The sequence below is a fragment of the Paenibacillus sp. J22P59 genome (assembly GCF_059383895.1).
Genome location: NZ_JBXENX010000001.1, coordinates 536,723 through 562,700, shown reverse-complemented (window position 1 = coordinate 562,700; position 25,978 = coordinate 536,723). Strand labels below are relative to the sequence as shown.

Sequence of the window (25,978 nt, the reverse complement as noted above, 5' to 3'; positions counted from 1 at the left end):
AAAGGGATGATTATGAAACAATCCTTATCTAAATATGGCTTATCGTTCATCTTGCTGATTCTCGCGGCCATTATGATTTTCCCTGTTGTATTCACGATTACGAATTCACTGATGACAGAGCAAGAGATTGCAGACAATTACGAGCTTATTGGTCAGATGGCAGACAAATCATCAGGAGAACAGGATTCTTTTGTGACTTTCAAGCTGATTCCCGACTGGGTATCTTTTATACAATTCGGGAAAGTTCTGCTAGAGACTCCAACCTATTTGAATATGTTTTGGAACTCTGTATTTTTGGTTGTTTCCATGATCATTGGGCAAGTTGTGGTTAGTTCGCTGGCTGCTTATGCGTTTGCAATGCTGCGGTTTCGAGGACGAGATTCGCTATTCCTTATTTACGTAATCGTGATGCTCATGCCATTTCAAGTAACACTAGTTCCCAACTATATTATTGCAGACAAGATGGGGCTATTAAACCATGCAAGTGCGATCGTCTTACCGGGCGTTTTTGCTGCGTTCGGTGTATTTATGCTCCGACAGTTCATGCTGTCCATTCCTTATTCTTATGTAGAAGCTGCCATCATGGATGGTGCTGGACATATGCGAATCTTTTATCGAATTATTGTTCCTTTAATAAAACCAGGACTAGCAGCGCTAGTGATTCTCCTCTTCGTGGATTATTGGAATATGGTAGAACAGCCGCTGATCTTTTTAGAGGATGCATTCAAGCAGCCGCTGTCCCTATACCTGTCACGAATTCAAGAGGAATCGCGCGGAATCGCTTTTGCCGCATCTGTGCTTTATATGACTCCAATGCTGCTTTTGTTTTTATATGCAGAGTCCTATTTTATTGAAGGTGTTCAGCTATCTGGTATCAAGGGTTAGCCTTAATATCCCGCAGTAAAGAAAGAGAGGGATCAAATCGAAGTGCGTGATGTAGAGCATGCTAAAGGTAGCCAAAAGCGAACGATCAAGTTTATATTTATTGTCTTTATTGCGTTACTACTCATTCTTACTCTATATAGCAATACGATTCTTACCATGAATCTGCCTACGGTTCGGGTAGAAGAGGGACGATCAGATCCGCTTGTTCAAAGTTATAGTGGCAGCGGTGCATTGCAACCGATTAGCCAAGTGGATCTATCCAATAGTGCTGGATGGGTTGTAAAGGAGGTCCATGTAAAGGAGGGGGATCAAGTCAGGAAGGGCCAAACTCTCATCAAATACGAAAGTCGAGAAGCTGAAAATGCTATTCAAGATGAGCAGGTTCATCTATCCCAGCAGAAGCTAAGGATGGAAGAATTACAGGAAAGTTATACCGAAGCCGTACAAAGCAATGATGATAGGATGATTCGCAACACAAAACGACAGATTGAGGCTGCACGTCTGGATATAAGTATGCAAGAGAGAAAAATTCGAAATTTACAGGAAGACTTAGGCCGCCTTCGTCAAGTTACAGCTCCATTCGATGGTGTCATCTCCAAGGTATCAGCTGTAGAAGGCCTGCCTTCTGGGAGTGCCGGTCATGATGTGCTCCTTTCTAATTCAAGTCTGGGTTATCAATTCGCTGTACAGATTCCGTCGTCGATCGTTGACCAAGTAGAGCTTGGAGACAAAATGAAGGTTGAGGTCCGAATCAATAACAAAACACAGATGATCGAAGGTCGAGTTACTGAAATTAAAAATGTACTAGCGGCGGTTGATCCCCTAGGGGGTGCAGGTGATGGGGGTGAGAACAAGTTCTCAAAGCCACTAGCTCAAAAAGAAGTGCGAATAGCCGTACAAAGCTCAGGTTTACAAGGCGGAGAACAAGCAAGTATAAATTTGAGTAAATCTTCCACTAACGACAATGGAGTACTGCTGCCGCGTTCAGCCATTCATGGTGAGGGCGTCAATCAATCCATTTATGTATTGGAAGAAAGGAAGGGGCCGCTTGGCAATACTTATCATGCTAGTGAGGTATCCATAGAAGTGGGCGATTCCAATGAATATGATGCCGTTGTCCTTAAGGGAGCTTATCCCGGACAGTTAATCATAACGGAGAGCAGTGAGCCGCTTCAAGATGGCAGTAGAGTAAGAAAGAGATAATCGAAATTTCAACCCCTACGAGGAGTGAGTGATAACAATGAAAAAATGGTGCAGTGTGCTTATGAGTTTGGTATTTATATTTAGTTTGACGGCTTGCAATGACAGTACAACGGTAAGCAATAATCCGGAGAATGAAGCGAACGATCCTACTTCTAGCGGAAGTGAACGTACAATAGAGGATGAGAATAAAGATAAGCAAAAAACCATAGTCATATCCATCCTTTCCGCTACCGACTTTTACAAAGATGCGAAGCAAAAATATGAAGCAGCACATCCGAATACGACCATTCAATTTCAGGAGTTTATTTCAAAGGATAATGGAAGAGGATTTATGGATGCTGCTGAGGTGGAAAAGTATATGAAGCAGACGACTACAGAGATTCTGTCTGGTAAGGGTGCAGATTTATTCGCGATAACTACAGTGGACCTGCCGATTGATAAGTACGTGAGCAAGAAGGCGTTCGTAGATTTAGAGCCTTTGATGCAGCAAGATCAATCGTTTGATCCAAATCTTTATTATACCAATATTATTGATCATTCTAAGGTTAATGGCGGGTTGTATGTACTGCCAACCAAATTCTACCTACAGACTTTATTTGGTGATGCGGTTAATATCCAGAAGTCTGGCGTCACCGTCGATGATAAGAATTGGACATGGAGTCAATTCGTAGACGTAGGAAAACAATTAGCCAGTAAGGGCAACCACACTTACTCTCTAGGAGGCGGCATGGAGCCCGAAAGTATGCTTAACTTGCTTGTGTCGGACAATTATGACCAATTAATAGATGGCGCTAAACGAACAGCTAATTTTGATTCAGCAGTATTTACCGATTTGCTCCAACATGTGAATACGTTGTACGATGAGAAAATCATATCCGCTGAACCAGTACCAATTGAGGATACCTCTTTTTATTTATCTGATCTATATTCCCCGAAAGATTACCTAGCTCGTATCGCCTTATACTATAAGAACGGGGCCATTTATCAGAAGCCTCATACGGCTAAGCAGACATCAGGGGTCTCATTTGGAGGGCTTCAAAGCATTGCGATGAATTCAAACTCAGCGGTCAAAGGTACAGCATGGGATTTCATGAAGTTTCTATTATCCGAGGAGATGCAGAGCTTTCCACAGCAAGATGGCTTCTCTATGAAGAAATCTGTAAATGAGAAGATCATTAATGAATTAGCAGACGAAGCAAAAGCCGGAATGATTGATACAGGAAAAGGCGGGCTCGTTCAAGTATCCGATAAGGATCTGGAAACGCTGAAGAAGATGATAGCAGAAGCAAGTATCCCCATTACATCAAATAACAAGGTTCAAGCCATCATTGCTGAAGAGGCCAAAGCTTATTTCACTGGGCAAAAATCGGCTGAAGATGTCGCCAAACTGATCCAAAACAGAGTGACAACTTATATTAATGAATGAATCTTCTTTTCCTTAAATCTATATCTCGGTTGGGGGCGGTCTGCTGGGAAATAGACGTTTAGGACATTTTTTCCCCATTGGTAAACGAACAGGTTAGGAATTAAAGCTAGCTCACCTGCTCGTCTAGTGAAGCAATTTCTCTATGTAATGAGGTTACTTTCGCTAAAAGGATTACTCTACGAGCTTAATTACGGGTTAACGTCACTAAGGTCCCTAGTCGAGAAGCTGGGTTTCCGACTAGGGAGCCCAGCTTCACTGTCTCGTTTTTTGCCAAAATATAGAGTGGAATAGCGTAATGAGATTCACCAATTATCGGATGCTGTTCCTTCCTAGAACAAAAATGCTCTCCGCTATTTATATGATGTAATCGAATAGTTTAGCGTCTCTATAGGGGACGCAAAAAGAGGCTGTCCCAAAGCCTGAGGCTTCTGGGACAGCCTCTTTGTTTTAAACTAACAGTTAAAAAATTTCTTGACCTTAACAGTAGTGTCATACTTTATAATTCAATTAGGTTATCAACTAAGAGGAGGTATAGCTGTGAAAATAAGTAAACTAGCTAAACTTGCGGGGGTCAGTGTGCGGTCCGTTCGGCATTATGAGGAAAAAGGATTAATATCAGGGACTCGCCTCGATAACAATTACCGTGAGTTTGATAATTCGGTTGTTGAAGTCATTAATACGATTCGATTATATCTTGGTTTAGGGCTGACAACGGATCAGATCAAGGATATTTTATATTGCCAATATCCCGAAGATGAAGCAGCAGACAAAAAAGACGAGTATTGCGAAGAATTGCTGCAAATCTATGAGGCAAGGTTAGGTGACGTCAACAGACAATCGCTGGCATTAGCTGCGGCAAAGTTAAGCTTGGAAAAGCAAATCAGCTATTTGAAAGAAGTTCGAGACAATAGTGATCAAGATAAATAGTTAGCTTAATCTTCCTTCATACAACCTAACCTAAAGGAGAATATACAATGACAATACTAGTAACAGGAGCTACAGGAAATGTGGGCCGGCATGTAGTCGAACAACTTGTCCAAGCTGGCCATCATGTACGCGCACTAACACGAAACCCAGCAAAGGCTAATCTGCCCAAAGGAGTAGAGGTTGTCTATGGCGACCTTACTCAACCGGAATCCCTTGCACCTATCATGCACGGAGTTACTGGCATGCACTTGATCACATTTAGCAGTGAGGGGTATGGTCCACTGACGACCGGGCCTGAGATTGTTGAACTAGCTAGGCAGGCTGGCGTAAGGCGAGCCACCGTTTTGTGGAGTGGGCACAAGGGACCTGTTGAGCAGGCCGTAGAAGACAGCAATCTCGAGTGGACCTTTCTCCAGCCCTCCCCTGAATTTATGTCTAATGCTCTAATGTGGGCCAAGTCCATTCGCACAGAAGGTATCGTCAGAGAGCCATTCGGCAGTTCATTAGATGCTATGATTCACGAGGCCGATATTGGCAGTGTAGCAGCGACTGCGTTGAGTAATGCCGGTCATGCCGGAAAAATCTATATGCTATCCGGCCCCGAAGTGCTGACCATATCGGAGAAGGTTCGTACGATTAGCGCAGCGATTGGCAGGGAAATTCAATTCATTGAACTCAGTGAAGAGGAAGCACGTGAAGAAATGCGAGAAAAGGGGGCTCAAGATGATGTCATTGATTTCGTCCTAGGGTGGAAAGCTAACCCTCCGGAATCTGCTTACACACTGGTCCCGACAGTGAAGCAGATTACGGGCCGTTCTCCGCGTACCTTCGCCCAATGGGTTTCAGAGCATGTCGAACATTTCAGATTGTCTTAAAATCGTAATACTTTAGCGGCGGTGTATCTTCAAGGTGATATTGCCATGACACCAAACGGTGTCATACAATAAAAGCGTCAGAGGAGCTGCCGCTTCACAAATTAACGTTCACATTATTGACGGGGAAGTGCTTGTCATGGAAGAACCAAGTAGGTTATCCTATATTTGGGCCAGTGGAGAAGAGAAGCATACCGTCACTTGGAAGTTGCAGGATTTAGGAGAGGGAAGGTCAATCTTCATCTTGAACAAACCGGATTCTCTAATCCTCATGGGCTCGAGGGCGCTAAGTACGGCTGGAGCAAATGGTGCGGCGATCTTGAAAAGGTATTGGCATAATGATAAGCATTCGCTCTTGAATGAACCTTGCTTGATCTTAATTCATATAAACCGGCTGCAGGCTACATGCAGCCGGTTTATGTCTTCTTCTGAAGAGATATCAGGTGAAGTTCGCATGAAGTACATATGGATATAGCCGATCTGTAATTATTCTATTATCTAAGTTAGCTTTACTGATGGAGATGAAGTGAAGAAAGAAAAGAGTTATGGAAATGATCACTATTGGAGGGTGTTTAGCATGAGCGAATCTAATCAGGAGTTTATCGTAATCTCGGGAGCGAGGGAAAACAATCTTAAGAACGTTTCCCTGCGCATTCCGAAGCGGAAAATCACGATTTTCACAGGAGTATCCGGATCCGGCAAGTCATCGATCGTCTTCGATACGATTGCCGCAGAATCTACTCGATTGCTGAATGAGAATTTCAGCATGTTCGTGCGCAATTTCCTGCCGCGCGTTCCACAGCCGGATACGGACGCGATTGAGAACCTGAGCATGGCGGTTATTGTAGATCAGAAGAGGCTGGGCGGCGGCTCCCATTCCACAATGGGAACGATAACAGATATCTCTCCCATTCTCCGGCTTCTCTTCTCAAGGGTCGGTCAGCCTTATGTTGGACAAGCGCATATGTTCTCATTCAATGATCCACAAGGCATGTGTCCCGAGTGCAACGGAATTGGCCGCAGGCTGGGCGTCGATATGAGCAAGGCGGTGGACATGTCCAAGTCCTTGAACGAAGGGGCGATCATGCTGCCGGATTATTCCGTTAATAGCTGGGAATGGAACATGCTCGTGCAGTCGGGTGACTACGAACTTGACAAGAAGCTCAGTGATTATTCGGAAGAAGAGCTTGAGCTGCTGCTGTACGCCAAGGCAAGAAAAGTGAAGATGGATTTCGCCGGGAAAGCAACGAATATTACAGTGGAAGGTGTACTTGAGAAGTTCACCAATAAATACATTAAGCAGGATGTGAAGACAAAGTCTGAGCGTACGCAAAAAGCCGTTGCACCGTTCATTACCGAGGGTAACTGTTCCAGCTGCTACGGTGCGAGACTTAGTCAGGCGGCGCTAAGCTGCAGAATCAACGGTTACAACATTGCGGAGCTCTCCTCCATGGAGGTCGGACAGCTTATCCGCGTTATTCGCGAGATTGGCGATCCTGTCGCAGCGCCGGCTGTTAAGTCACTGGCGGAGCGGCTGCAGCATCTGGTAGACATCGGACTCGATTACTTGACGTTGGATCGCGAGACGGATACATTGTCCGGGGGCGAGTCGCAGCGGGTCAAGATGGTCAAGCATTTAAGCGGCAGTCTCGTAGATGTCACTTATATCTTCGATGAGCCCAGCGTAGGCTTGCACCCTCGTGATGTGCATCGGTTAAATGAATTGCTTCAGAAGCTGCGTGACAAAGGCAATACCGTGATTGTGGTCGAGCATGATCCTGATGTGATCAAGCTTGCGGATCATATTGTCGATGTCGGGCCTCACGCTGGCAGCCGTGGCGGTAACATCGTATACGAAGGCAGCTTCCAAGAACTGTTGGAGTCAGGCACATTGACAGGTACTCATATGAAGAGGCAGCTCCAGGTGAAGCAGGATTGCAGGCAGCCAAGCGGTAAGCTGTCCATCAAGAATGCATCCTTGCACAACCTGCAGAATGTCAGTGTAGAGATTCCAACCGGAGTGCTGACAGTCGTTACGGGTGTTGCAGGCTCGGGCAAGAGTACGTTGATTAACGAAGTATTCCTCAGCCAGTATCCAGATGCGATTGTCATCGACCAATCGGCAGTAGGCGTATCTACACGCTCAAATCCAGCGACCTATACGGGCATTATGGATGATGTGCGCAAGGCGTTTGCTTCCGCTAATAAGGTGAGCCAAGGCTTGTTCAGCTTCAACTCCAAGGGGGCTTGCGAGAACTGCCAAGGGTTGGGGGTTGTATATACAGATCTTGCCTTCCTTGACAGCGTAAAGCTGCCCTGTGAAGAATGCGGAGGCAAACGGTTCAAGGAAGAGGTGCTAGCGTATAAGCTGAACGGCAAGTCTATTGCAGAAGTACTGGGGATGACGGTAGAGCAAGCATTAGAGTTTTTCCAGTTGAAAGAGGTCGTACGCAAGCTTCAGGCGATGAATGATGTGGGACTGAACTATATTACACTTGGCCAGCCGCTCAGCTCACTCTCGGGCGGGGAATGCCAGCGGATCAAGCTGGCAAGCGAGCTGCATAAGAAGGGCAGTATCTATGTGATGGACGAGCCGACGACCGGCCTGCATATGTCAGACATCGGCCACCTTCTGGCTATCATGAACCGCCTTGTAGATGCAGGCAATACCGTGATTGTCATCGAGCACAACCTTGATGTGATCAGCCAAGCGGATTGGATCATCGACATGGGACCAGACGGAGGCAGCAAAGGTGGCGAGATCGTTTTCGAGGGCACACCGTCGCAGATTATCCAAGCAGAGCAGTCCATAACGGGAAAATATTTAATTTGATCCATAAATTCATATCCAAGCAGGGCTGCCGGAACAGATGGCAGCCCTTTGTTTTATTATTGTAAAATTATCTTCAGATTGCTCTTTATCGTAGTAATCAGCTTAATGCTTTCTCCATAAGATTCCTATCCGCACAGGCTAAGCCTGCTAGATGTGAAACATATCGAATGAGCTTCGGCACATAAAATATAGGAAGAGGAAAACTAGGGAGGGATTGTACGTTGCATACAGCTGTAACTGAAAAATCACACAATCATCCGTATGGAACGCTGCCGCTGTTCTTTGCGCCAAACAGAGGTCAGTGCGAGGAATCTATCCATTTCAGCGCGCAGGGAGCAGGATTTCGGTGTGTGCTTGAGAAGCATCGGGTTGCTATGATGTTTTTTCAACGATTAGAGGAGATTGAAAGCGAAGGCGAGCGAAGCATCAAAGGCTTTGGGATATGCTGGCGTTTTGTAGGAGCGAACCATAATGTGCGCTTAGAGGGAGCACAAGTAGAGACAGGCCTGCTTCATTTTATACCCGGCTGCGATTCGACTAAGCATGTTACGAACGTGCCTGTCTATCAGCAGGCGGTTTATTGCGGTTTATGGGATGGAATTGATGTGGTTCTGCATGGAGTGGGGGGACAGGTAAAGTTCGATTGGATGCTCCAGCCAGGGGTGAAGGCAGAGCATATTCGGCTGATCTGCGAAGGTCCAGATGAGCTGCTGATAGACGAAAGCGGAAATATGCTGCTTCGCACCGCTTACGGTGAGTTGATTGACCATAAGCCAATAGCTTATCAGGATACAACGAGCGGCCGCCGCGAAATTGCCTGCAAGCATGTGATTAGGCAGCATAACGCCGGCAGCTGGGAAGTTGGCTTCGAAATGCTTGAGGAATATGATCATGCATTGCCGCTAGTGATTGATCCCGTCATTGTCTACTCTACCTTTCTCGGCGGCAGCGGCGTTGAAGAGGGGCAGGCGATTGCGGTCGATGACCAGGGGCAGGCCTATGTGACGGGAAGCACGACCTCCAGCAATTTTCCGTTGACGTTCGGAGCTTTTCAGACGACGAATAGAGGTGCGGAGGATGTGTTCGTCACGAAGCTGAATGCAACAGGCACGGCATTGCTATATTCGACTTATTTGGGCGGCAGCGGGCGAGATGAATCGAACGGGATTGCGATTGACGCCTTCGGCAATGCCTATGTAACCGGATTTACGCTGTCGACAGATTTCCCAGTCACACCGGGTGCCTTCCAAACGGCATTGACTGGCTCCGGCAGTGCGTTTGTTACCAAGCTCGGTCCTGACGGCTCTTTTCTGTTCTATTCTACGTATATCGGGGGCTCGAACTTCGATGAGGGCATCGCGATTGCCGTAGATTTGTCCGAGAACGCTTATATTACAGGGCAAACAAGCTCGACCGACTTCCCGGTCACACCCGGTGCCTTCGATACGTCTACCGTCCCCGTCGTGCCGATCGCTTTCGTCACGAAGCTCGATCAGTCCGGTACAGCGCTTGTCTACTCCACCTTTCTTGGAGGGAATGGGACGACCAACGGAAACGGCATCGCCGTCGATACAGCAGGCAACGCATATATAGCGGGGCAGACTGTTGCTCCTAATTTCCCGACGACACCTGGCGCTTTTCAAATATCGCAGCAGGGCGGCATTGATGCCTTCGCCACGAAGCTAAACCCGGCAGGCTCAGCGCTCGTTTATTCAACCTTCCTCGGCGGAACAGGCAATGACGACGCCGAAGGCATCGTTATCGACGATGCAGGTAACGCCTATGTCATGGGCCATACAACATCCGCCGACTATCCAACGACGCCTGGCGCATTTGCTTCAACGCTTGGTCAACAAGCCGTATTCGTTAGTAAGCTGACACCTGACGGCTCATCGCTTATTTATTCAGCGGTGATAGGCGGGAGCGGCACAGATACGCCATTTGGCATCGGAATTTCGTTTCAACGCTCGATACTGCTTACTGGCAATACAACCTCTTCTAATTATCCAGTCACACCGGATGCTTTCCAAACGAGCAGGCCAGGCACGAATTCGGCATTTGTGACCATCCTCGATCCGACGGGCTCGTTTCTGGAGTATTCCACTTATTTGGGCGGCAGTGGGGCAAACGATACTGGCCATGGCATCGCTGCGGACCCGTTCGGTGGCATTTATGTAGTCGGAACGACATTTTCTCCCGATTTTCCGATCACGCAGGGCGTTGTACAGCCGTTTCTCCAGAGCATAGACGCCTTTGTCACTAAGTTCGGAGAGCAGGCAACGTTATTCCTTAATAAATTTGCCGACCGATTCGAGGTTGCACCCGGTGAACAGCTTACGTATTTCATAGAGCTTAAGAACGAATTCGCTGCGCTTTCCAATCTCAAAATTGAGGACCCCCAGCTGGGCTTTTTTACGTTCCTGCCAGAGCTTCCGCCTTTTTCAGGCCAGGTTTTTCCGATACCATTCGTCATTCCGCCACAGCAGCCAGCGGGACCGTTCTTTAATCAGGTCATTGTGCATGCCGATCAGCTTCCTGGACCGATAATAGCGGAAGCTGTCGTTTTTGTGACTGAAAATCCAATTCTCGCAGTCTCCAAAACCATCCAGCCCCGTGCTGCGGCACCGGGAGAACAAGTTGTATTTACAATTTCCATTCAAAATCTGGGCAATACCGATCTAGTGAATGTACGTCTCTTCGATCCTTTACTTGGGTTAGATCAATTGGTTGGCCATATCCCGATCGGGGGCAGCATTGTCATCGCTTGGCCGTTTATTATTCCCGATGATGCGGAAGCGGGGCTGACCATTGCAAACTTCGTTACGATAAGCGCTGATAACTTGCAGCAGCCTGAGCAAGTAGGCACGGTTGTCGAGGTGCTGCCTGCTCCGCGGCTCTCCATCGTCAAAAGCGCGGACCGGATTATCGTGTTCCCCGGAGAGATGATTCATTTTTCTGTTGCTTTCACGAATACCGGCAATACGATTCTGACGAATGTGTCCGTTTCGGATGATATTATCGGTTTCACGGAAACTTTTCCGAGTCTTGCGATCGGCGAAACGCAGGTCGTTACGCTGCCGTTTCTTGTGCCGCTGGAAGTACCGCCAAAATCATATTCGAACACGGCTGTTGCCACAAGCGATCAGACTTCTCCTGTATTTGACAGTGTCAATGTGACGGTTCTAGCAGCACCTGAGATCGGCGTGCGCAAGCTGACCGATGTAACGACCGTAACGCCGGGCCAGACGATTACCTATACGCTTGTCGTAAACAATGTCGGCAACGTTCCATTAACAGCCGTTCAACTATCTGATCCGTTTCTTAGCTTCAATCAGTCGATTACTGAGCTTGGCATCGGGGAAAGGGCGGAGTTTGTTATTCCATATCTGGTGCCTGCCACTGCGCCAATTGGCTCACAGATCGTCAATCAGCTGACGGTAACGGCAACGGAGCTTGAGCAGCCTCATGTGGTGGAGGCGGCAGTTACGATTGAAGGAGCAGGGCTTGCGCTGTCCAAAACCGTATCGCCTGCAGTAGCTGCGCCGGGAGAGACGGTTATCTATACGCTGACGGTTCAAAACCTGCGGGATACTCCGCAAACCTCTATCGTGCTGACCGATTTGCTGCTTGGCATCAGCGAAGTAATCACCAATTTACCAGCTGGAGGAACGGTTACCCGATTCGCTCCGTTTACAGTGCCGCCAAGCACGCCAAGTGGTACCACTATCGTCAACACTTTCACTGTTATATCCGATCAAACGCCTCAACAGCTGACGAACGCAGAGCTGATTGTTCAAACAGCGCCGATCGGAAATACGACTATTGCTGTTCGTAAGCTACCTGATCGCGACGTTGTAGCCCCCGGGGAAACAATCCATTATACGGTAGAGGTCACCAATACAGGCTCGAACCCGGCGACAGAGGTGCTTGTCTCCGATTCTCTTACCGAAACCTCGACGACGATCGCTGCAATCGCTCGGGGTGAGACTGCATTCGTATTATTCTCGTTCGCCGTATCAGCATCTTCTATTCAAGGGCAAGTGTTCGCGAACCGGGTCACGGTCGATTGGAATGAACGTCCGACAGATGTCCTGCCAGCAACCAGTGAGGCACGTGTACTAGTTGCGCTCCCATCGACATTGCTTGATATTGGGGTCTCAGCGAATCCAAACGTAGTGCAGCCAGGGGCTACAGTGATGAAAACAATCGTCGTGAGCAACGTTTCGGAGCGAATATTGACCAATGTTCGCATCATCGATCTGCTCGTGCGTTTTAATACGATTATTCCGTCACTTGCGCCGGGCGAAAACCGCGTATTCACACTGCCGTTTACAATACCAGCCGATACGGTCGGAGGGACGGTGTTCCGTAACAACGTCGCTGTGTTCTCCGATCAATCGCCGCTTCAGCAATCGGCGGTTAATATCCCAGCAGAAATATTGCCGAACGCCGTACTGACGGAGACGGTCGATCGTCCGGTCGGTATCCCGGGTGAAAACGTCGTGTTTACGATCAGGCTGGGCAATACGGGCAATGTGTCTTTGCAAAATCTAGTTTTAACCGCCCCGCTGCTAAATTTCACCTTTCAGGAGCCAAGCTTCGCAATCGGTGCGAATGAGACGATTCGGCTGCCTTTTGTATTGCCGGAAGTAGAGGAGGATACGATAATCGTCAGTCCCGTAACGGTTGTGTCAAGCAACGGGCCAACACTGCAGGCAAGCGCATCTGTGAGGGTAATTGTGGACGAGGAATAAGCGGGGAAGAGAAGATCCTCTTATCAAAAGCAGCTTACATCTTAAATAAGTTAACTAAGAAAAGCTGACCCTAGTGATCATTGGGTCAGCTTATTTTCATAATTATGACTGCTGCTTTGCTTTTTCCGCTAGCATTTTAACGACTTCTTGAATTTGCAATTTTAATGAAATCGCATCGTTGCCCCAGAATAGATCGGGATCAATTTGAAGCACTCGGTCATTTTTTACCGCGTCTAATGATTTCCATACCGCTTCATTCTCGCCCCATACCTCAGATATCTTGTCACCCTGATCGAGGAAAATATAGTCACCTGCATATTCGTCTATTACTTCGTACGAAATTTTCCTGTATGTCTCTTTTCCAATCATTTCTTGTTTCTGCTTCTCTGGCGGCCGCAGTTGCAAATGCTTGTATATGGCCTCGCCCCCGCGGTATTCCCCATCTCCATAAATATAAAACCCGTTGTTCACAACGAATACGCCCATTAAGGAGAAGGTATCTTCCGGCTTGACGATATCGGCAAGCTGAGCCCGTGATGTCTCTACTGTCTGATCAAACTCTGCGAGCCACAGTTCTGCAGTGTCCTCTTTACCCAGCGCCGCACCTAAATAGCGGAGGGACTCATGGACACCTCCTAGATGGTTGGCAGGAATGACGATCGTTGGCGCTATTTTTTCATACTGCTCAACAATCTTCGTGTCATTCGTCCAGGTAATGATAAGGTCTGGGTCTAAAGCGAGAATAGCCTCAGGCGCTCCTTCTCCAGTGCTTTCGATTCCGTCAATTTGATCTTCGAGCACTTTATTTTCCAGCTCCCATCCTGGTGCGCCAACTGGCCTTGTACCAAGCACGAGCAGCTCAGGCAAATATCCTTCGGTTACAATGCGTTTGGGATTAGCAGGAATTTCGATTTCGCCTCGTACGGTTTGTACTTTTTTAGTTAATGCTTCTGCTTCAGCAGAAGGTGAGACGGAAGCTTCAGGGGATGGAGATGCAACGATAGCATTAGTGTTGGAACCTGTGGAGTTACCGCAAGCTGCGAGCATTATGATTAGTGTAAATAGTATTATAGTTTTTGAAGCATTAAACAGATACAATGTAGACCCTCCAATGAAAATGATTATCATTCGCGATGATAATGCTATTATAAAGTAGTTATTGGATAAAGGTCGATGTATTTAAATTGGATATATAGTAGGGAAAATTGTTGGATTTAGGGATTGGAGGTTAGTGAGCGGACTAGAGTATCCAATTGTCGCTCTAATAACATACCATCGTCCAACCAAAATTCATTCTGCTTGAGCAGATAAATCCGGCAGCCTTGCTCATGTACCAGCTGCTGCCATACGCTGCGCTGCATAAGCTTTGTCCGAAAGGCCTCGATATCATCTGTTGAAACGATAAGAAACATATGGTTCGCTGCATAGGAAGGCAAATCCTGTTCGTTGATTTTATTACGGTGCCTGTTAAGAGCAAGCACTTCTTCCTTGATGCGTTTCGGTGGGGCCAGCTCCAATAAATGATACAGATTGAAGGCAGATCGAACATGCAGATGGGGAATCATCCACAAGCCGTCATACCACAATTCATATAAACCTACCGTGCTATTAGGCATTAAGGTGCGTAAGATCAATTGTCTGGCTTCACGAGCTTGCTGCTGTATTTTTAAAACCCATTGTTCTGCCTCGTACGTTCTGCCAAGAAGCCTGCCGACCGTTCGAACTTCCTCAAATTTATCCATCTTTCCCCATGGGAGAGTAATAACAGGAGCGATTTGCTCAAGTGCCTTCATTACATCGGGGTAGTTGTAATAATAGGTAGGGGCAACAATAAGATCTGGTTCCAGAGGTTTGAGGGTTTCAATCAGACTAGAATCTTCAAGCTCCACAATATTTGGCATCTGCTCATGCAGTATGAACGACGCGCGACGCACTTCATGCATGGTAGCGATAGGCTGGATGCCTACAGCTAGCAGTGCGCCAATAAACTGCATCCCTGCGACACGGGTTGTATTTTGCCTGCTGCGAAAGTTGCCGGGGGAGACATGGACCATTTTATTAAATGCCTTGCCTAGATATGAGCCATCAGAAAATCCGGTTTTAGAAGCAATATCCTGCATTTTATCTGTTGTAGTGAGCATTAAATATTTGGCTTTGTCCATCCGAATCCGGTTCAAATACTGCGCAAAGCTCCAGCCAGTTTCCTTACGGAACAAAGAGGAAAAATAGCTTTCATTAAACCCTGTCATCTGTGCCAAAAAAGAACGGGTTAGCGGTATATGGTAATGTTGATTAATATAGGTGACCGCCTGTTGAATTGCTCTATCATTCGTGAAAAAGCTGCCGTCATAGGGACTTATAATAAGAATGGCATCTAGTAGCTCATGCAGCAACAACTGTAGCTTTGGCGAAGCCGGCACAGTTGGCGTCTGACGGAACTGATCGACCAGATTGTGCAGCAATGCTGCTGCTTGACGTGGAAATTGCATAATTTGGCCATGCTTCGGAAGATGCTCCAGACTGATCTGGTAGAGGAGGCTGTTATTTTCACGGTTGATCAACTGATAGCTTTTAAAAGAAATGCTGTATACGGGAGAAAACTCACTATTATCTGAGGGGGAAATATGCATTACATCTTCTGTAGGCAGAAGTATAATGAACTGCCCTTTGCAAATTCTGTAGAGATGGCTTGTGGTTTGCAAAATGATATCTTGCATCGGTACGATAATAGTTGGCAATGAACAGGTTAGTGATAGCGGAAAGAGGGTGCCTCTATCCGCTATGGAGCGCGCCTCTAGTAATTCATAGGTAATCGTGTTCATAATTCCTCCATGATTGCTAATTCTACCACTCAGTCTATCATTACGTATTCAGAAGGACAACGCACGGAGGCAGCATCTATTGGAACTGAAAGAGCAGCACTGGAAAAATACCCATAAAAAGAAAATAAACTCTCAAAAGGGGACGCGACACTAGATCGCGAATAGGATATATGCCCAAAAATTCACTTGAACTGGTTCTAGGTGAAGGATCAATTTAATGGGACAAGGAGGAAAATTACATACACGCAGAACTTAAGTTTGAAAATAATTCTAGCATACCTATAGAGGATAAGATGGACCAACTCAACGCCTGTATTCAATTGATCTATAGGAGTGCAGTTGCTGAACTTGTAACTATAATCTGTGATGACATTGGTTATGAGACTCCCAACTTCACAACCTCTGGTATATTCCGCTTGCATGGCCTGGTACAGCTGCATAACGGATTGGACCAATGGTCTGTTATTCTAAAAATCGTTAAATCAGACACAGCAGAGAAAGATAACGTCGAACATCACAACTATTGGAGACGAGAAGCACTTGTATTTGACTCAGGGGTCTTAAGAGAGCTTCCGAATGCGATCTATGCTGCCGAGAGCTATTTGGTGGAAGAACAAGATGATGGAACCATTTGGCTCTGGATGGAAGATGTAAAGGGTGAATACCCTATTACAGTCAAGCAATTCGGTTATATCGCCAGACAATTAGGCCGATTTAATGGAGCCTATCTGAAAGGAATTAGCAGGCTGCCGGATCATCAGTGGATCTGCAGAGCTTGGCTCAAGTCATGGACGACGGCAAGCCGCATGTATTCTCCTAACATAGAGGCTTATGCAAGCCATATAGCTACGGTGAATGAGCAAAGGACATGGGCTTGGTACCAAGAGCTGCTCCAAAACATGGACACTGCGATAGGCTCGCTTGAGCAGCTGCCGCGTGTACTGGCCCATCAGGATTTGGGCCAGATGAATATGTTGCTCGTAAACAAAGAAACGAGAGAAAGCCAACTCGTTCTTATTGACTGGCAATTCATGAGCCTATCAGGTGTGGGCGAAGACCTAGGCAAGTTATTTGGCGCGAACATGAGTCTTGGAATTATTCCTCCTGATCAATACATAACGTTTCTAACCACTGTGTATGATGCATACCTGGAGGGTTTGCGAGATTTGGGATGGCAGGGTAACGCAGCAATTGTGAGATATGGCTTCTGCACAAGCACGGCCTTGAGAAGTATATGGGAGGTCCCGCAGTATTTTTCCGTATTAGCTCAGTTAGAGGAGGAGCCCCACAATGCGAAGCTCAAAGAAAGGCTGCACAGGCTAGACTGCATGATTAAGATACATAAACAAATGGCCATGGAGGCTGATTCTCTTAAGCTTCAATTTCATAGTAAAGACATTAAACTAAATGAGTTGTTCGACCATTATTAGATTCATGAAAATGTTAGGTGTGTTTCTTATTGCAGGATTATCCATTCTTATTGCAATGCCTATCCAGACATCAGCCAACGGGGGACCTGGGGATGTATCACCGAATGTCCAAGGAGGCGGAATAAAGTTTACGCAGAAGAAAAACATTACACTTAAAGAAGAAAATTTATCTTTTATCATCAAAGGCGATAAGGTAGAAGTCACTGCACAGTATACTTTGGTTAATAAAGACGGAGCAGATACAACGAAGTATATTTTCCCTATTGATTTCTACGTTACTGAACATGGCTGCGATCCGAATTGTAATGATAAAGCAGACAACTTTCAGATTACCGATGGAAATAAATCACTTGCAGTAAAAAATCAGCTTATCACAAAATATTTAGATCAAATCGTTTAGGGAAAGATTACAAGCTGGGGAACTTATTTGATGGAAAGCTGAATACAGCATGGGTTGAGGGCGCCAAAGGACCAGGAATCGGGGAAACGATTACTTTAGAGCTGCCACCAGGTACTGTTATTGGGGGTGTGCAGATGATTAACGGTTATATGAAAAGCAAGGAGACCTATCAGAACAATGGAAGAATCCAAAAGATCCGCGTATCTTTCCTTGTAAAAGACAATTATGTTGGAGCCAAATGGGTAACGAAGGACGTTACGTTTAATGATACGCCTTTCGATCCCAAGATGGCTGCAGACCAGAACGGCATCTATCATCTTTCGCAGTCGATCGGTCAGATCGAAGATGAAGTTAGTGTCATTAAATTAACCATACTATCGACGTATCCTGGGAAAAAGTTTGATGATACTTGCATATCAGAATTTTTCAAGGCAGATATTAAGCAGCTAGAAGTCATGAGGTGATAAAAGGGGCTGTTCCGGCACAGTATAGTGCTGGAGCAGCCCTTTCATCTCGCTGTGTCCTCTACCTCTGCCTGATTGATTAGATATCGAGCTTTCGAGTACCGAGCCATTTGACCATGTCAGGATCACGATGTGAGAAGAACAGGCTCTGCTTCGTATCTAGCGAAGCAATCGACTCCATATCCTCTTGGCTTAACGCAAAGTCAAAAATATTGATGTTTTCAATAATTCTCTCTTTACGAACAGACTTCGGAATCACAACAATTTCTCTTTGTGTCAACCAACGCAAAACGACCTGAGCAACCGATTTATTATACTTTTCAGCAATGGCGACCAATAGCTCATTATGGAATAAGTTATTTTTCCCTTCAGCAAAAGGTGCCCAAGATTCGATCTGAACATGATTTTCTTTCATAAATGCTGCATTTTCGATTTGCTGGTGGAAGGGGTGCGTTTCAACCTGGTTCACAGCAGGCACGACTTCATTATGAATAATCAAATCGATCAGGCGATCCTCATGGAAGTTGCTGACGCCGATTGCCCGAATCTTTCCTTCACGATACAACTCCTCCATGGCGCGCCAAGAGCCATACACATCCCCATAAGGCTGATGAATTAAATACAAATCCAAATAATCCAATTGCAATCTTTGCAATGATTTTTCCAATGCCTTTTTGGTCTGCTCATAACCCGTATCCTGAACCCAAAGCTTCGAAGTAATAAATAACTCCTCGCGTGGTACGATGCTACGCTTGATGCCTCTGCCAACTGCTTCTTCATTCTGATAAGAGGCAGCCGTATCTATGAGCCGATAGCCTGCCATAATAGCATCATAAACGCTTTGTTCACACTCATGCGCATCTTGAATTTGAAAAACACCAAAACCGAGAATAGGCATTTCGATGCTGTTGTTCAAAGTTATGTTTTGCATATACAATCCTCCAGTATTCTTAATGATATGATTGAATCCACACAGCCCAATCCATACCAGACAACATTCTCACAACTTTATTATGCATCAGATTAGGGAATGATCGTTATCCTATTCATATCAAATGCTTGCCTAATCCTCTCATGCCACTTAATTAACAGCTGAATATGAACTATAATTGAATAACCGATAAGGACTGAATGGGGGGTTGAATGTGTCAGACATAATCAATAAGCAGCAAAACGAACTTACCCAAATTATTAAACGCTATGCACAATACGATGGTGTTCACGCTACTGCCATACCGTCATTATTTTTCATACGTGACTCTGTCGCATCTGTTCCGCGCCATGGCGTATATAAGCCTTCCTTTTGCATTGTCGTTCAAGGGGCGAAGGAGGTCTTGCTGGGGCAGGAATGCTTCAAGTACAGTTCTACTACGGCAGATTACCTCATTGCATCCGTCAACTTGCCGGTTACGGCTCAAGTCATAGAAGCTTCTCCCGATGTTCCGTATTTAGGGTATAAGCTTGAATTCTCAGCGAATCAAATTATAGAGGTGTTACGCGATTCTGAAATCCGCGTAGGACCGAAGGAAAATGCGAAGCGAGGCATGTTTGTTAGCCCGATGGAGCTGCCTTTGTTGGATGCGGTCCTCAGGTTAGCTCGTTTGCTGGACAACCCGAAGGATATTCGAATACTTGCGCCGTTGTTCACGAAGGAAATTTTGTATAGAGTTCTGCAAGGAAAATATGGAGCTGCGTTGGAGCAAATCGCGATAGAAGGCAGCTCAGCCTATCAAATTAAAGACGCTATCGAACATATTACGAATCATTATGATCAATCATTCCGTATTGAAGAGCTGGCGGAAAAAGTGAATATGAGTGTCTCGTCACTGCATAGGCACTTCAAAGAGGTAACGGCCATGAGCCCTATCCAGTTTCAAAAAGAATTGCGGCTTCTGGAAGCCCGCCGCTTACTAATAACCGAATCAGCAGATGCTGCTGATGTAGCATATCGAGTAGGCTATGAAAGTCCTTCGCAATTCAGTCGTGAATATTCTCGAATGTTTGGCTTTCCGCCTAGACAAGATAGCAAGCGTCTAAAAGTATAAACGACACTGCGGCAGCCAGATCGAACAGAACTGCGCCATAGTTACAAATGGAGGTATACCCTGATGATTGTTATCTTGTTATGTGCAGCTATTCTAATATTGTCGGCTGTCTTGTTCCTAAACTACTATCCACCATTCGGGAAAAAAGAGTCAGCAGAAAAGCGGGATAGCTACCGATCTCTTCCGAATTATGGCCGCAACAAATTTGTGAATCAAATCCCAACCTCAATGAGTATGAGAATGCCAGATTTACTTTCCTTATTACAGGACTACGTCAAAGGAAATCCCAATCGAAAACCACTTTCTCCGTTAACTGTCAGGCACTTAGATCCCGCAAGTATCCAACAAGAAAATCTAACGCGCGTAACATGGTTTGGGCATTCAGCACTGATGCTGGAATTGGAGGGGAAGACGCTGCTGCTTGACCCGATGCTCGGAACTGCTCCAACACCAGTTCCCATATTCGGAAGTAAACGTTTTAGCAAGGACATTCCTATTGGGCTCGAACAGCTCCCATTGATCGATGCTGTAATTTTTTCTCATGACCATTATGATCATCTGGATTACAGTTCTATTCAGAAACTGAAAGGGAAGGTTAAGCATTTTTATGTGCCGCTTGGTCTCGGAAGCCACTTGGAGCGCTGGGGAATCGCACGATCGAACATTACGGAGCATAATTGGTGGGATTCGTCTGAATTAGATGGACTCCAGTTTATCTGTACGCCAGCAAGGCATTTTTCAGGCCGCAGCCTGTTTGATCGGGATTCGACTTTATGGTCCTCATGGGTCATTCTTAGTAAGAAGAGCCGAATATACTTTAGCGGCGACAGTGGGTATGGTCCGCATTTTCAGGAGATTGGCGAAAAATATGGACCATTTGATATGACATTTATGGAGTGCGGGCAATACGACAAGCGTTGGGCTGCTATTCATATGATGCCAGAGGAGAGCGTTCAGGCTCATCTGGATGTACAGGGGAAATGGATGCTTCCTATCCACTGGGCAGGATTCACATTATCACTGCATGATTGGTATGAGCCAATCGAACGTGTGACAAGAGCAGCTAAGGAAGCGCAAGTGAACATCGTTACACCATTAATTGGAGAGCCAATATCTATTCCTTCATTTGAAGCTCTGAAATACGAGAATGTTATATGGTGGAAGAAGCAATAAAAACAGCGGCGTTTTGCCGCTGTTTTTATTATTGTCTAGATGCCTTATTTACATTTCGCCTTAAGGAATAACCTTCCATACTGTAGCACCTGAAGTGCCTGGTGTCTCGTTAAGCGTCCACCATTTCGCTTCATAATTGACGTTGTTATGCGTCACTTTACTGCCTCCAACATAGGCGGTTGTTGCACTCCATGCTGGATACGCGACAGGTGCTGCAGGCGTTGTCACGTTAAGTACATTGCTTGCTGCCGAAATATTGCCTGCATCGTCAATTGCTTTTACTGTGAAGGAGTAGGCCGTATTTTGTGTTAGATTCGTAACCGTATATTGCAGAGACGTTGCAGGTACGGTTGCTACATAACTGCTGCCACTGAATATTTGATACTCCTTGACTCCGACATTATCTGTCGATGCATTCCACATGAGAGGTATAGAGGTCGAAGTGGTAGTGCCCATAACATGGAGGCTTGATGGAGCAGTAGGCGCCACCAGGTCTGGCCCTGTTACAGGGAGGGTAGTAAAGGTAACGGTATTGCTTGCATTCGAGAGATTACCTGCGGCGTCAACCGCTTTAACCGTAAGATTATAAGTTGTGTTCGCTGTCAAACCAGTCAAATTAGCAGAAAGCGCTCCGCTAGTTGTCGCAATTTGATTCGTTCCATTGAAGACTCTGTAGCCGGTAACCCCAACATTATCGGTGGAAGCCCCCCAAGATACCGTTGCAGTTGTCGTCCCAATATTCGATGAAGCAGCGTTTGACGGAGCGGAAGGAGCAGTTGTATCTGAAGTGCCGCCACCACTAAAATTAACATCAATAACATTGTAGAACGCATTATTTGTATCGTAAATTTCCCAAACGGCTAATATAACCTGATAGCCTGTGCGGCTTGGAATGTTGCAAGTATTGGAATAGGAATTACCTGGCTGTGACCCACCGGAGGACACGCTGCAGAAGGGCGTTAAGTCAAAGGAAGCACGAGACAGAGGAGCGTTAGGGTCCCAGTTTTGTTTCGTAATGTAGTATTTCCAACTGGTGGTTGCATGGGGAACTTTAATATTCCAGTTGAAGGTATAGGATCCCGAATTAATATTCACCTTAGTCCAGCGGGAAGAGGATTGTTGATCAAGGTCCGTAAACCATGTGTTAGCGCTTGCAATTTTACCATCGGCAGGTCCAGCGGCAGGGAATCCTTTAGGTCCTTCTAGGCTATACGGCTCATAGATGATTTGGCCACAGTTCTGATTCTGACCGCTGGCACATAATGCCGCTCGGCTTTTCGTAACGTAACCATGGGCGGAAGCCTTTTGTACGAACACCATACTAATCATTCCAAGTACAAGTGCAAAGATAATACTACAGACAACGAATAGCTTTAACTGTGTTGGAGAATTCGAACGTAAAGTAGACATTAATAATCCCTCCATCGTCATTTTTTTACAATCAGCTTGTTTCAAAACCGCAAAGCGACTTGATATACCGATTCATCTAAAACGATGTACTTACTGCTCGAAATTAACCACCTCCTTCACAAAAAAGTTATGGTCGCAGCTCCACTAGGAATTATATTTATCCCCTACCAAAAATATAGCAATCGCTTTCATTATTTTAAATAGGTAAAATGTTGTATTTATAACAACAAGAGGGTGATCTTCAATGATGAAGATCACCCTCTAACTGCTATTAGAACTAAATGGTAGACGATAAGTGAATTATTCCTCTTTCTTTTGCCGTATGAGCTCGTTCAATCTTCGCACACGATAAGCATTCGTGGCCGACTCACCAAGCTCCTCGAGAATCGTGTAATTTGCCCAAGCACCCACTACCGCTCCGATCCCCGGTATCATCTGCAGCATTTTTCGAAAATCAATGGAATCACGGTATTCCTTCTGGAACGTCTCCCAATCCATATTTTTGTAATACTCCGTATCCGAGAACCATTGCTCCTTCTCCGTATTCCAATGCTTAATGGAGTGGAGCAGCTTGGCTCGCTGTTCGGATCCGGAAAAGGTAAGTTGAAACACTTTAAGAATGAAAACCCGCTCAGAAAAATGATTCGTATCATACCCATAAATGTGTGCCAGCTCAAACAAAAATTTCATCTTAATCGCGATTAACGCGGGAAAGTCTACGACGTTAAGCAAAATACCGCCCGCTCCAGTTCCAGCGCCTTCGGCAGTAGCTATTTTCTGGTATAAGGACATCAGCTTCTTCGCCTCTTGATCGGCGAGCTCTAGATGGAGTGTCCGCTGCACGGTTCTCTGAGGCGTGTATTCCGCGCCGAACAACGCTGTCCGTACGATTGACTTTATGGTCGCCGTAATAACATCATGCATCTTGGGTGGAATAAGGTTATTGATTCGCGTACCGATCGTCTTCGAAGTTCTCTCCAGCCATCCAGGCTCCTTGAATAGCTGATGCTCCCATTCAGCGATTTCTTTATATATTTTCTGTTCGTATTTCATGGGTAAACGCTCCTCCAACAGATTTGGCTATATTGTAATGGAGAATGCTACCATTCGTAACAGACCTCCGTATGGTATTCGAACCCGACCAAGGTCGAGGAATTATCGAATAATTACTGTAAAAATTGTTTCAAAAGGTTATCGACTGCATTAGAATCCGGTTCGTTAGCTCCGATTCCGAAGCAGTGTCCCCACTTAGATTCTACAGGCTGAAAAACGGCATTCGGCATATGTTCTGCTTCATAAGCGCTGTCGTCGAGAGGAAAGAAGAGATCGGTCGAGCCCGGTATAATAAGGGCAGGGGCAGTGATTCGGTTCAATGCCTGTTCAAAATCCCCATTGTCGGCAGGAGTGGCGCTAATATCCCCGTGTATGCCTGTTCGAAGCATGGCAATCAAGTCATTTGCATCGAACGATAAGAACACTTTATCCCAGTAATCTTCCAAATAAGATTGTAGCGTTGGATATCCCTCCGCCTGATAAAGCTGTTCTAAATAATAGGCTTGAGAGAAGCCCCAAGGAGCATAAATGCGTCCCATTGCAGCAAGTCCTGCTGCAGGCTGACGGGTATAGAAACCATTCTTCCAATTGGAATCGGCTTGCAAGGCCGAGATCAACGACTCAAAAACAACTTGAGCATGCGGCCTAGTTTTTGCTGTTCCGCCGAACGGCACAATTCGCTCCACCATCTCCGGATAGGATGCCCCCCATTGAAAAGTTTGCAGCGCTCCAAGCGACCAGCCTATGACCAACGCAAGCTTCTGAATGCCAAACAGCTCCGTTACAAGCCGATGCTGCAATCGGACATTATCGTAAATTGTGACGAGAGGGAAATTCCCTCTATCATAAGGGGCTGGTGTATTGCTTGGGGAGGATGAGAGGCCGTTCCCCAGCATATTTGGCACAATAATAAAATAATTGTCGGGATCGAGCGCTCTGCCTGGCCCAATCAACCACTCGTTATCGTTATGCAAACCAGCGAACCAGGTCGGATAGACAATCGCATTGGTTTTAGAAGTGTTTAAAGTCCCATAGGTTTTGTAGGCAAGAAAGACTTGAGGCAGCGTGTGGCCCGATTGAAGCTCGACATCTCCAAGAGGATATATTTCGTAATCTTTCATTATTCATTTCTCCCTGTAGCGTATTTCCCGCAAGATATTGGTCAGTTTATATTCCCGCAAGCGGGTAGAGCTTGATTTTCACTTTACGATAGGATTATGATCAAATCAATTAAACGTATTTGATTATAATGTTCAATAATTTTGAATGATGAGGTGCTTTCCCGATGGAAATTCGCCAGCTAAAAACCTTTTTAACGCTTGCATCCACCAGAAGCTTTAGCCGCACAGCCGAATCACTGAACTATGTTCCCTCTACTGTTACGATGCAAATCAAATCTTTAGAGGAAGAATTGGGTGTCAAGCTGCTAGATCGACTGGGCAAGTCTGTTGTATTAACAGATGCTGGACAGCAGTTTTTGCCTTATGTTAATAAAATTTTGAATGATGTAGAAGAGGCGCGGCATGTCTCGAGTCTGAGCGGAGAATTGACCGGAACCATTACAATCGGAGCAGACGAAACGATCTGTACGTATCGGTTGCCCGCACTATTCCGGCTTTTTCGCGAGCGCTATCCGCGCATTCGTCTTTTGTTCCGGCCCTTGTCCAGCCACAATTTGAAACAGAGCCTGCGAGAAGGAAATGCGGATGTGGTTTTTACACTGGATGAAGCTTCCGTATCCGTGGACCTTTATGCGGAGCATTTATTAGATGAACCTTTTCTTATGGTCGCTTCCCCACACCACCCGTTAACTTCACGATCAACATTAAGCATAGAGGACTTTCATGGAGAGCAAATTCTACTAAGTGAAAAGGGCTGCTCTTATCGGTTATATTTCTATCGCACCATGTTGAAAAAAGGGGCTGACAGCTTAACCGAGCTGGAGTTTAATAGTATAGAAGCCATTAAACAATGTGCAATGGCAGGGCTCGGAATTGCCTTGCTGCCCGAGATGGCAATTAAGGGAGAAGTAGAACGAGGGGAACTGATTGTTCTTCCTTGGGATTTATCTGAAATACGATTTACAACTCAAATGTTATGGCATCAAGAGAAATGGATTTCACCATCGCTGAGTGCCTTTATCGAATTGGCTAGAAGTGTATGGAAGAACAGCCCATGAGATGTCAGTCGAATGACAATTTCTTATATCAGAAAGCAATAATAAGTGACCGAGCTTCTCTTGGTGGACAGTCATCTGTATCATTAGTTGATTTGTCCGCTT

Annotated in this window: 19 protein-coding genes and 1 pseudogene; 14 read left to right on the top strand and 6 right to left on the bottom strand. The window is 45.8% G+C overall.

Annotated features, from left to right (window positions below; all coding sequences use genetic code 11):
- The first annotated feature begins 12 nt into the window (after window positions 1-12).
- The 8 genes and pseudogenes from AC50YO_RS02470 (at window position 13) to AC50YO_RS02435 (ending at window position 12,900) form a co-directional block, all read left to right on the top strand.
- A complete protein-coding gene (locus AC50YO_RS02470; RefSeq protein ID WP_494843237.1) occupies window positions 13-885 on the top strand; it encodes a carbohydrate ABC transporter permease in 873 nt (290 codons plus the stop codon).
- Window positions 886-927: 42 nt separating this feature from the next.
- A complete protein-coding gene (locus AC50YO_RS02465) occupies window positions 928-2,088 on the top strand; it encodes an efflux RND transporter periplasmic adaptor subunit (protein ID WP_494842765.1) in 1,161 nt (386 codons plus the stop codon).
- Window positions 2,089-2,149: 61 nt separating this feature from the next.
- Window positions 2,150-3,514: an ABC transporter substrate-binding protein gene (locus AC50YO_RS02460; RefSeq protein WP_494842763.1), complete on the top strand. Its 1,365-nt coding sequence runs from the start codon at window positions 2,150-2,152 to the stop codon at window positions 3,512-3,514.
- A 537-nt stretch (window positions 3,515-4,051) separates the two neighbouring features.
- Window positions 4,052-4,441, top strand: coding sequence for a MerR family transcriptional regulator (locus AC50YO_RS02455; RefSeq protein WP_494842761.1), 390 nt, complete (start codon window positions 4,052-4,054; stop codon window positions 4,439-4,441).
- Window positions 4,442-4,488: 47 nt separating this feature from the next.
- Entirely contained in the window at window positions 4,489-5,316 is an 828-nt protein-coding gene (locus AC50YO_RS02450; RefSeq protein WP_494842759.1) for an SDR family oxidoreductase, read from the top strand.
- 112 nt (window positions 5,317-5,428) lie between these two features.
- Window positions 5,429-5,652 (top strand): annotated as a pseudogene (locus tag AC50YO_RS02445) (SRPBCC family protein); the annotation flags it as partial.
- A 238-nt stretch (window positions 5,653-5,890) separates the two neighbouring features.
- The gene (locus AC50YO_RS02440; RefSeq protein WP_494842757.1) at window positions 5,891-8,146 is read left to right on the top strand and encodes an ATP-binding cassette domain-containing protein; all 2,256 of its coding nucleotides are present in this window, start codon (window positions 5,891-5,893) and stop codon (window positions 8,144-8,146) included.
- Window positions 8,147-8,367: 221 nt separating this feature from the next.
- Entirely contained in the window at window positions 8,368-12,900 is a 4,533-nt protein-coding gene (locus tag AC50YO_RS02435) for an SBBP repeat-containing protein (protein WP_494842755.1), read from the top strand.
- 102 nt (window positions 12,901-13,002) lie between these two features.
- On the opposite strand, the gene AC50YO_RS02430 is transcribed toward AC50YO_RS02435, so the two are convergent.
- Window positions 13,003-13,998 carry an ABC transporter substrate-binding protein gene (locus AC50YO_RS02430; protein WP_494842753.1) on the bottom strand — a complete coding sequence of 332 codons (996 nt, stop codon included), beginning with the start codon at window positions 13,996-13,998 and terminating at the stop codon, window positions 13,003-13,005.
- 116 nt (window positions 13,999-14,114) lie between these two features.
- On the bottom strand, window positions 14,115-15,722 hold the full coding sequence (locus AC50YO_RS02425; protein ID WP_494842751.1) for a helix-turn-helix domain-containing protein: 1,608 nt from the start codon (window positions 15,720-15,722) through the stop codon (window positions 14,115-14,117).
- Window positions 15,723-16,015: 293 nt separating this feature from the next.
- Between AC50YO_RS02425 and AC50YO_RS02420 the strand changes: the two genes are divergently transcribed.
- From AC50YO_RS02420 to AC50YO_RS02410, 3 genes are read left to right on the top strand one after another with little or no spacing between them, the layout of a single operon-like run.
- Complete coding sequence (locus AC50YO_RS02420; RefSeq protein WP_494842749.1) at window positions 16,016-17,152, top strand: phosphotransferase; 1,137 nt, start codon at window positions 16,016-16,018, stop codon at window positions 17,150-17,152.
- Window positions 17,153-17,156: 4 nt separating this feature from the next.
- Complete coding sequence (locus AC50YO_RS02415; RefSeq protein WP_494842747.1) at window positions 17,157-17,552, top strand: hypothetical protein; 396 nt, start codon at window positions 17,157-17,159, stop codon at window positions 17,550-17,552.
- Window positions 17,498-18,016 (top strand): NADase-type glycan-binding domain-containing protein, encoded by a 519-nt coding sequence (locus AC50YO_RS02410; protein WP_494843235.1) that lies wholly within the window; start codon window positions 17,498-17,500, stop codon window positions 18,014-18,016. Before AC50YO_RS02415 ends, AC50YO_RS02410 begins: the two co-directional genes overlap by 55 nt.
- A 79-nt stretch (window positions 18,017-18,095) precedes the next feature.
- Here AC50YO_RS02410 and AC50YO_RS02405 read toward each other — a convergent pair whose 3' ends face one another.
- A complete protein-coding gene (locus AC50YO_RS02405) occupies window positions 18,096-18,947 on the bottom strand; it encodes an aldo/keto reductase (RefSeq protein WP_494842745.1) in 852 nt (283 codons plus the stop codon).
- A gap of 214 nt (window positions 18,948-19,161) precedes the next feature.
- Here AC50YO_RS02405 and AC50YO_RS02400 point away from each other — a divergent pair, with 214 nt between their 5' ends.
- Window positions 19,162-20,061, top strand: coding sequence for an AraC family transcriptional regulator (locus AC50YO_RS02400; RefSeq protein WP_494842743.1), 900 nt, complete (start codon window positions 19,162-19,164; stop codon window positions 20,059-20,061).
- Window positions 20,062-20,124: 63 nt separating this feature from the next.
- The gene (locus AC50YO_RS02395; protein WP_494842742.1) at window positions 20,125-21,234 is read left to right on the top strand and encodes an MBL fold metallo-hydrolase; all 1,110 of its coding nucleotides are present in this window, start codon (window positions 20,125-20,127) and stop codon (window positions 21,232-21,234) included.
- Between the two features lie 60 nt (window positions 21,235-21,294).
- On the opposite strand, the gene AC50YO_RS02390 is transcribed toward AC50YO_RS02395, so the two are convergent.
- The 3 genes from AC50YO_RS02390 to AC50YO_RS02380 all read right to left on the bottom strand — a co-directional run bounded on the left by AC50YO_RS02390 (window position 21,295) and on the right by AC50YO_RS02380 (window position 24,818).
- Window positions 21,295-22,644, bottom strand: a complete 1,350-nt coding sequence (locus AC50YO_RS02390; protein ID WP_494842741.1) for a lytic polysaccharide monooxygenase — start codon at window positions 22,642-22,644, stop codon at window positions 21,295-21,297.
- Between the two features lie 300 nt (window positions 22,645-22,944).
- Window positions 22,945-23,697 (bottom strand): EcsC family protein, encoded by a 753-nt coding sequence (locus tag AC50YO_RS02385; RefSeq protein ID WP_494842740.1) that lies wholly within the window; start codon window positions 23,695-23,697, stop codon window positions 22,945-22,947.
- A gap of 113 nt (window positions 23,698-23,810) precedes the next feature.
- Complete coding sequence (locus AC50YO_RS02380; protein ID WP_494842739.1) at window positions 23,811-24,818, bottom strand: alpha/beta fold hydrolase; 1,008 nt, start codon at window positions 24,816-24,818, stop codon at window positions 23,811-23,813.
- Window positions 24,819-24,982: 164 nt separating this feature from the next.
- Here AC50YO_RS02380 and AC50YO_RS02375 point away from each other — a divergent pair, with 164 nt between their 5' ends.
- The gene (locus AC50YO_RS02375) at window positions 24,983-25,876 is read left to right on the top strand and encodes a LysR family transcriptional regulator (protein WP_494842738.1); all 894 of its coding nucleotides are present in this window, start codon (window positions 24,983-24,985) and stop codon (window positions 25,874-25,876) included.
- Window positions 25,877-25,978 lie beyond the last annotated feature (102 nt).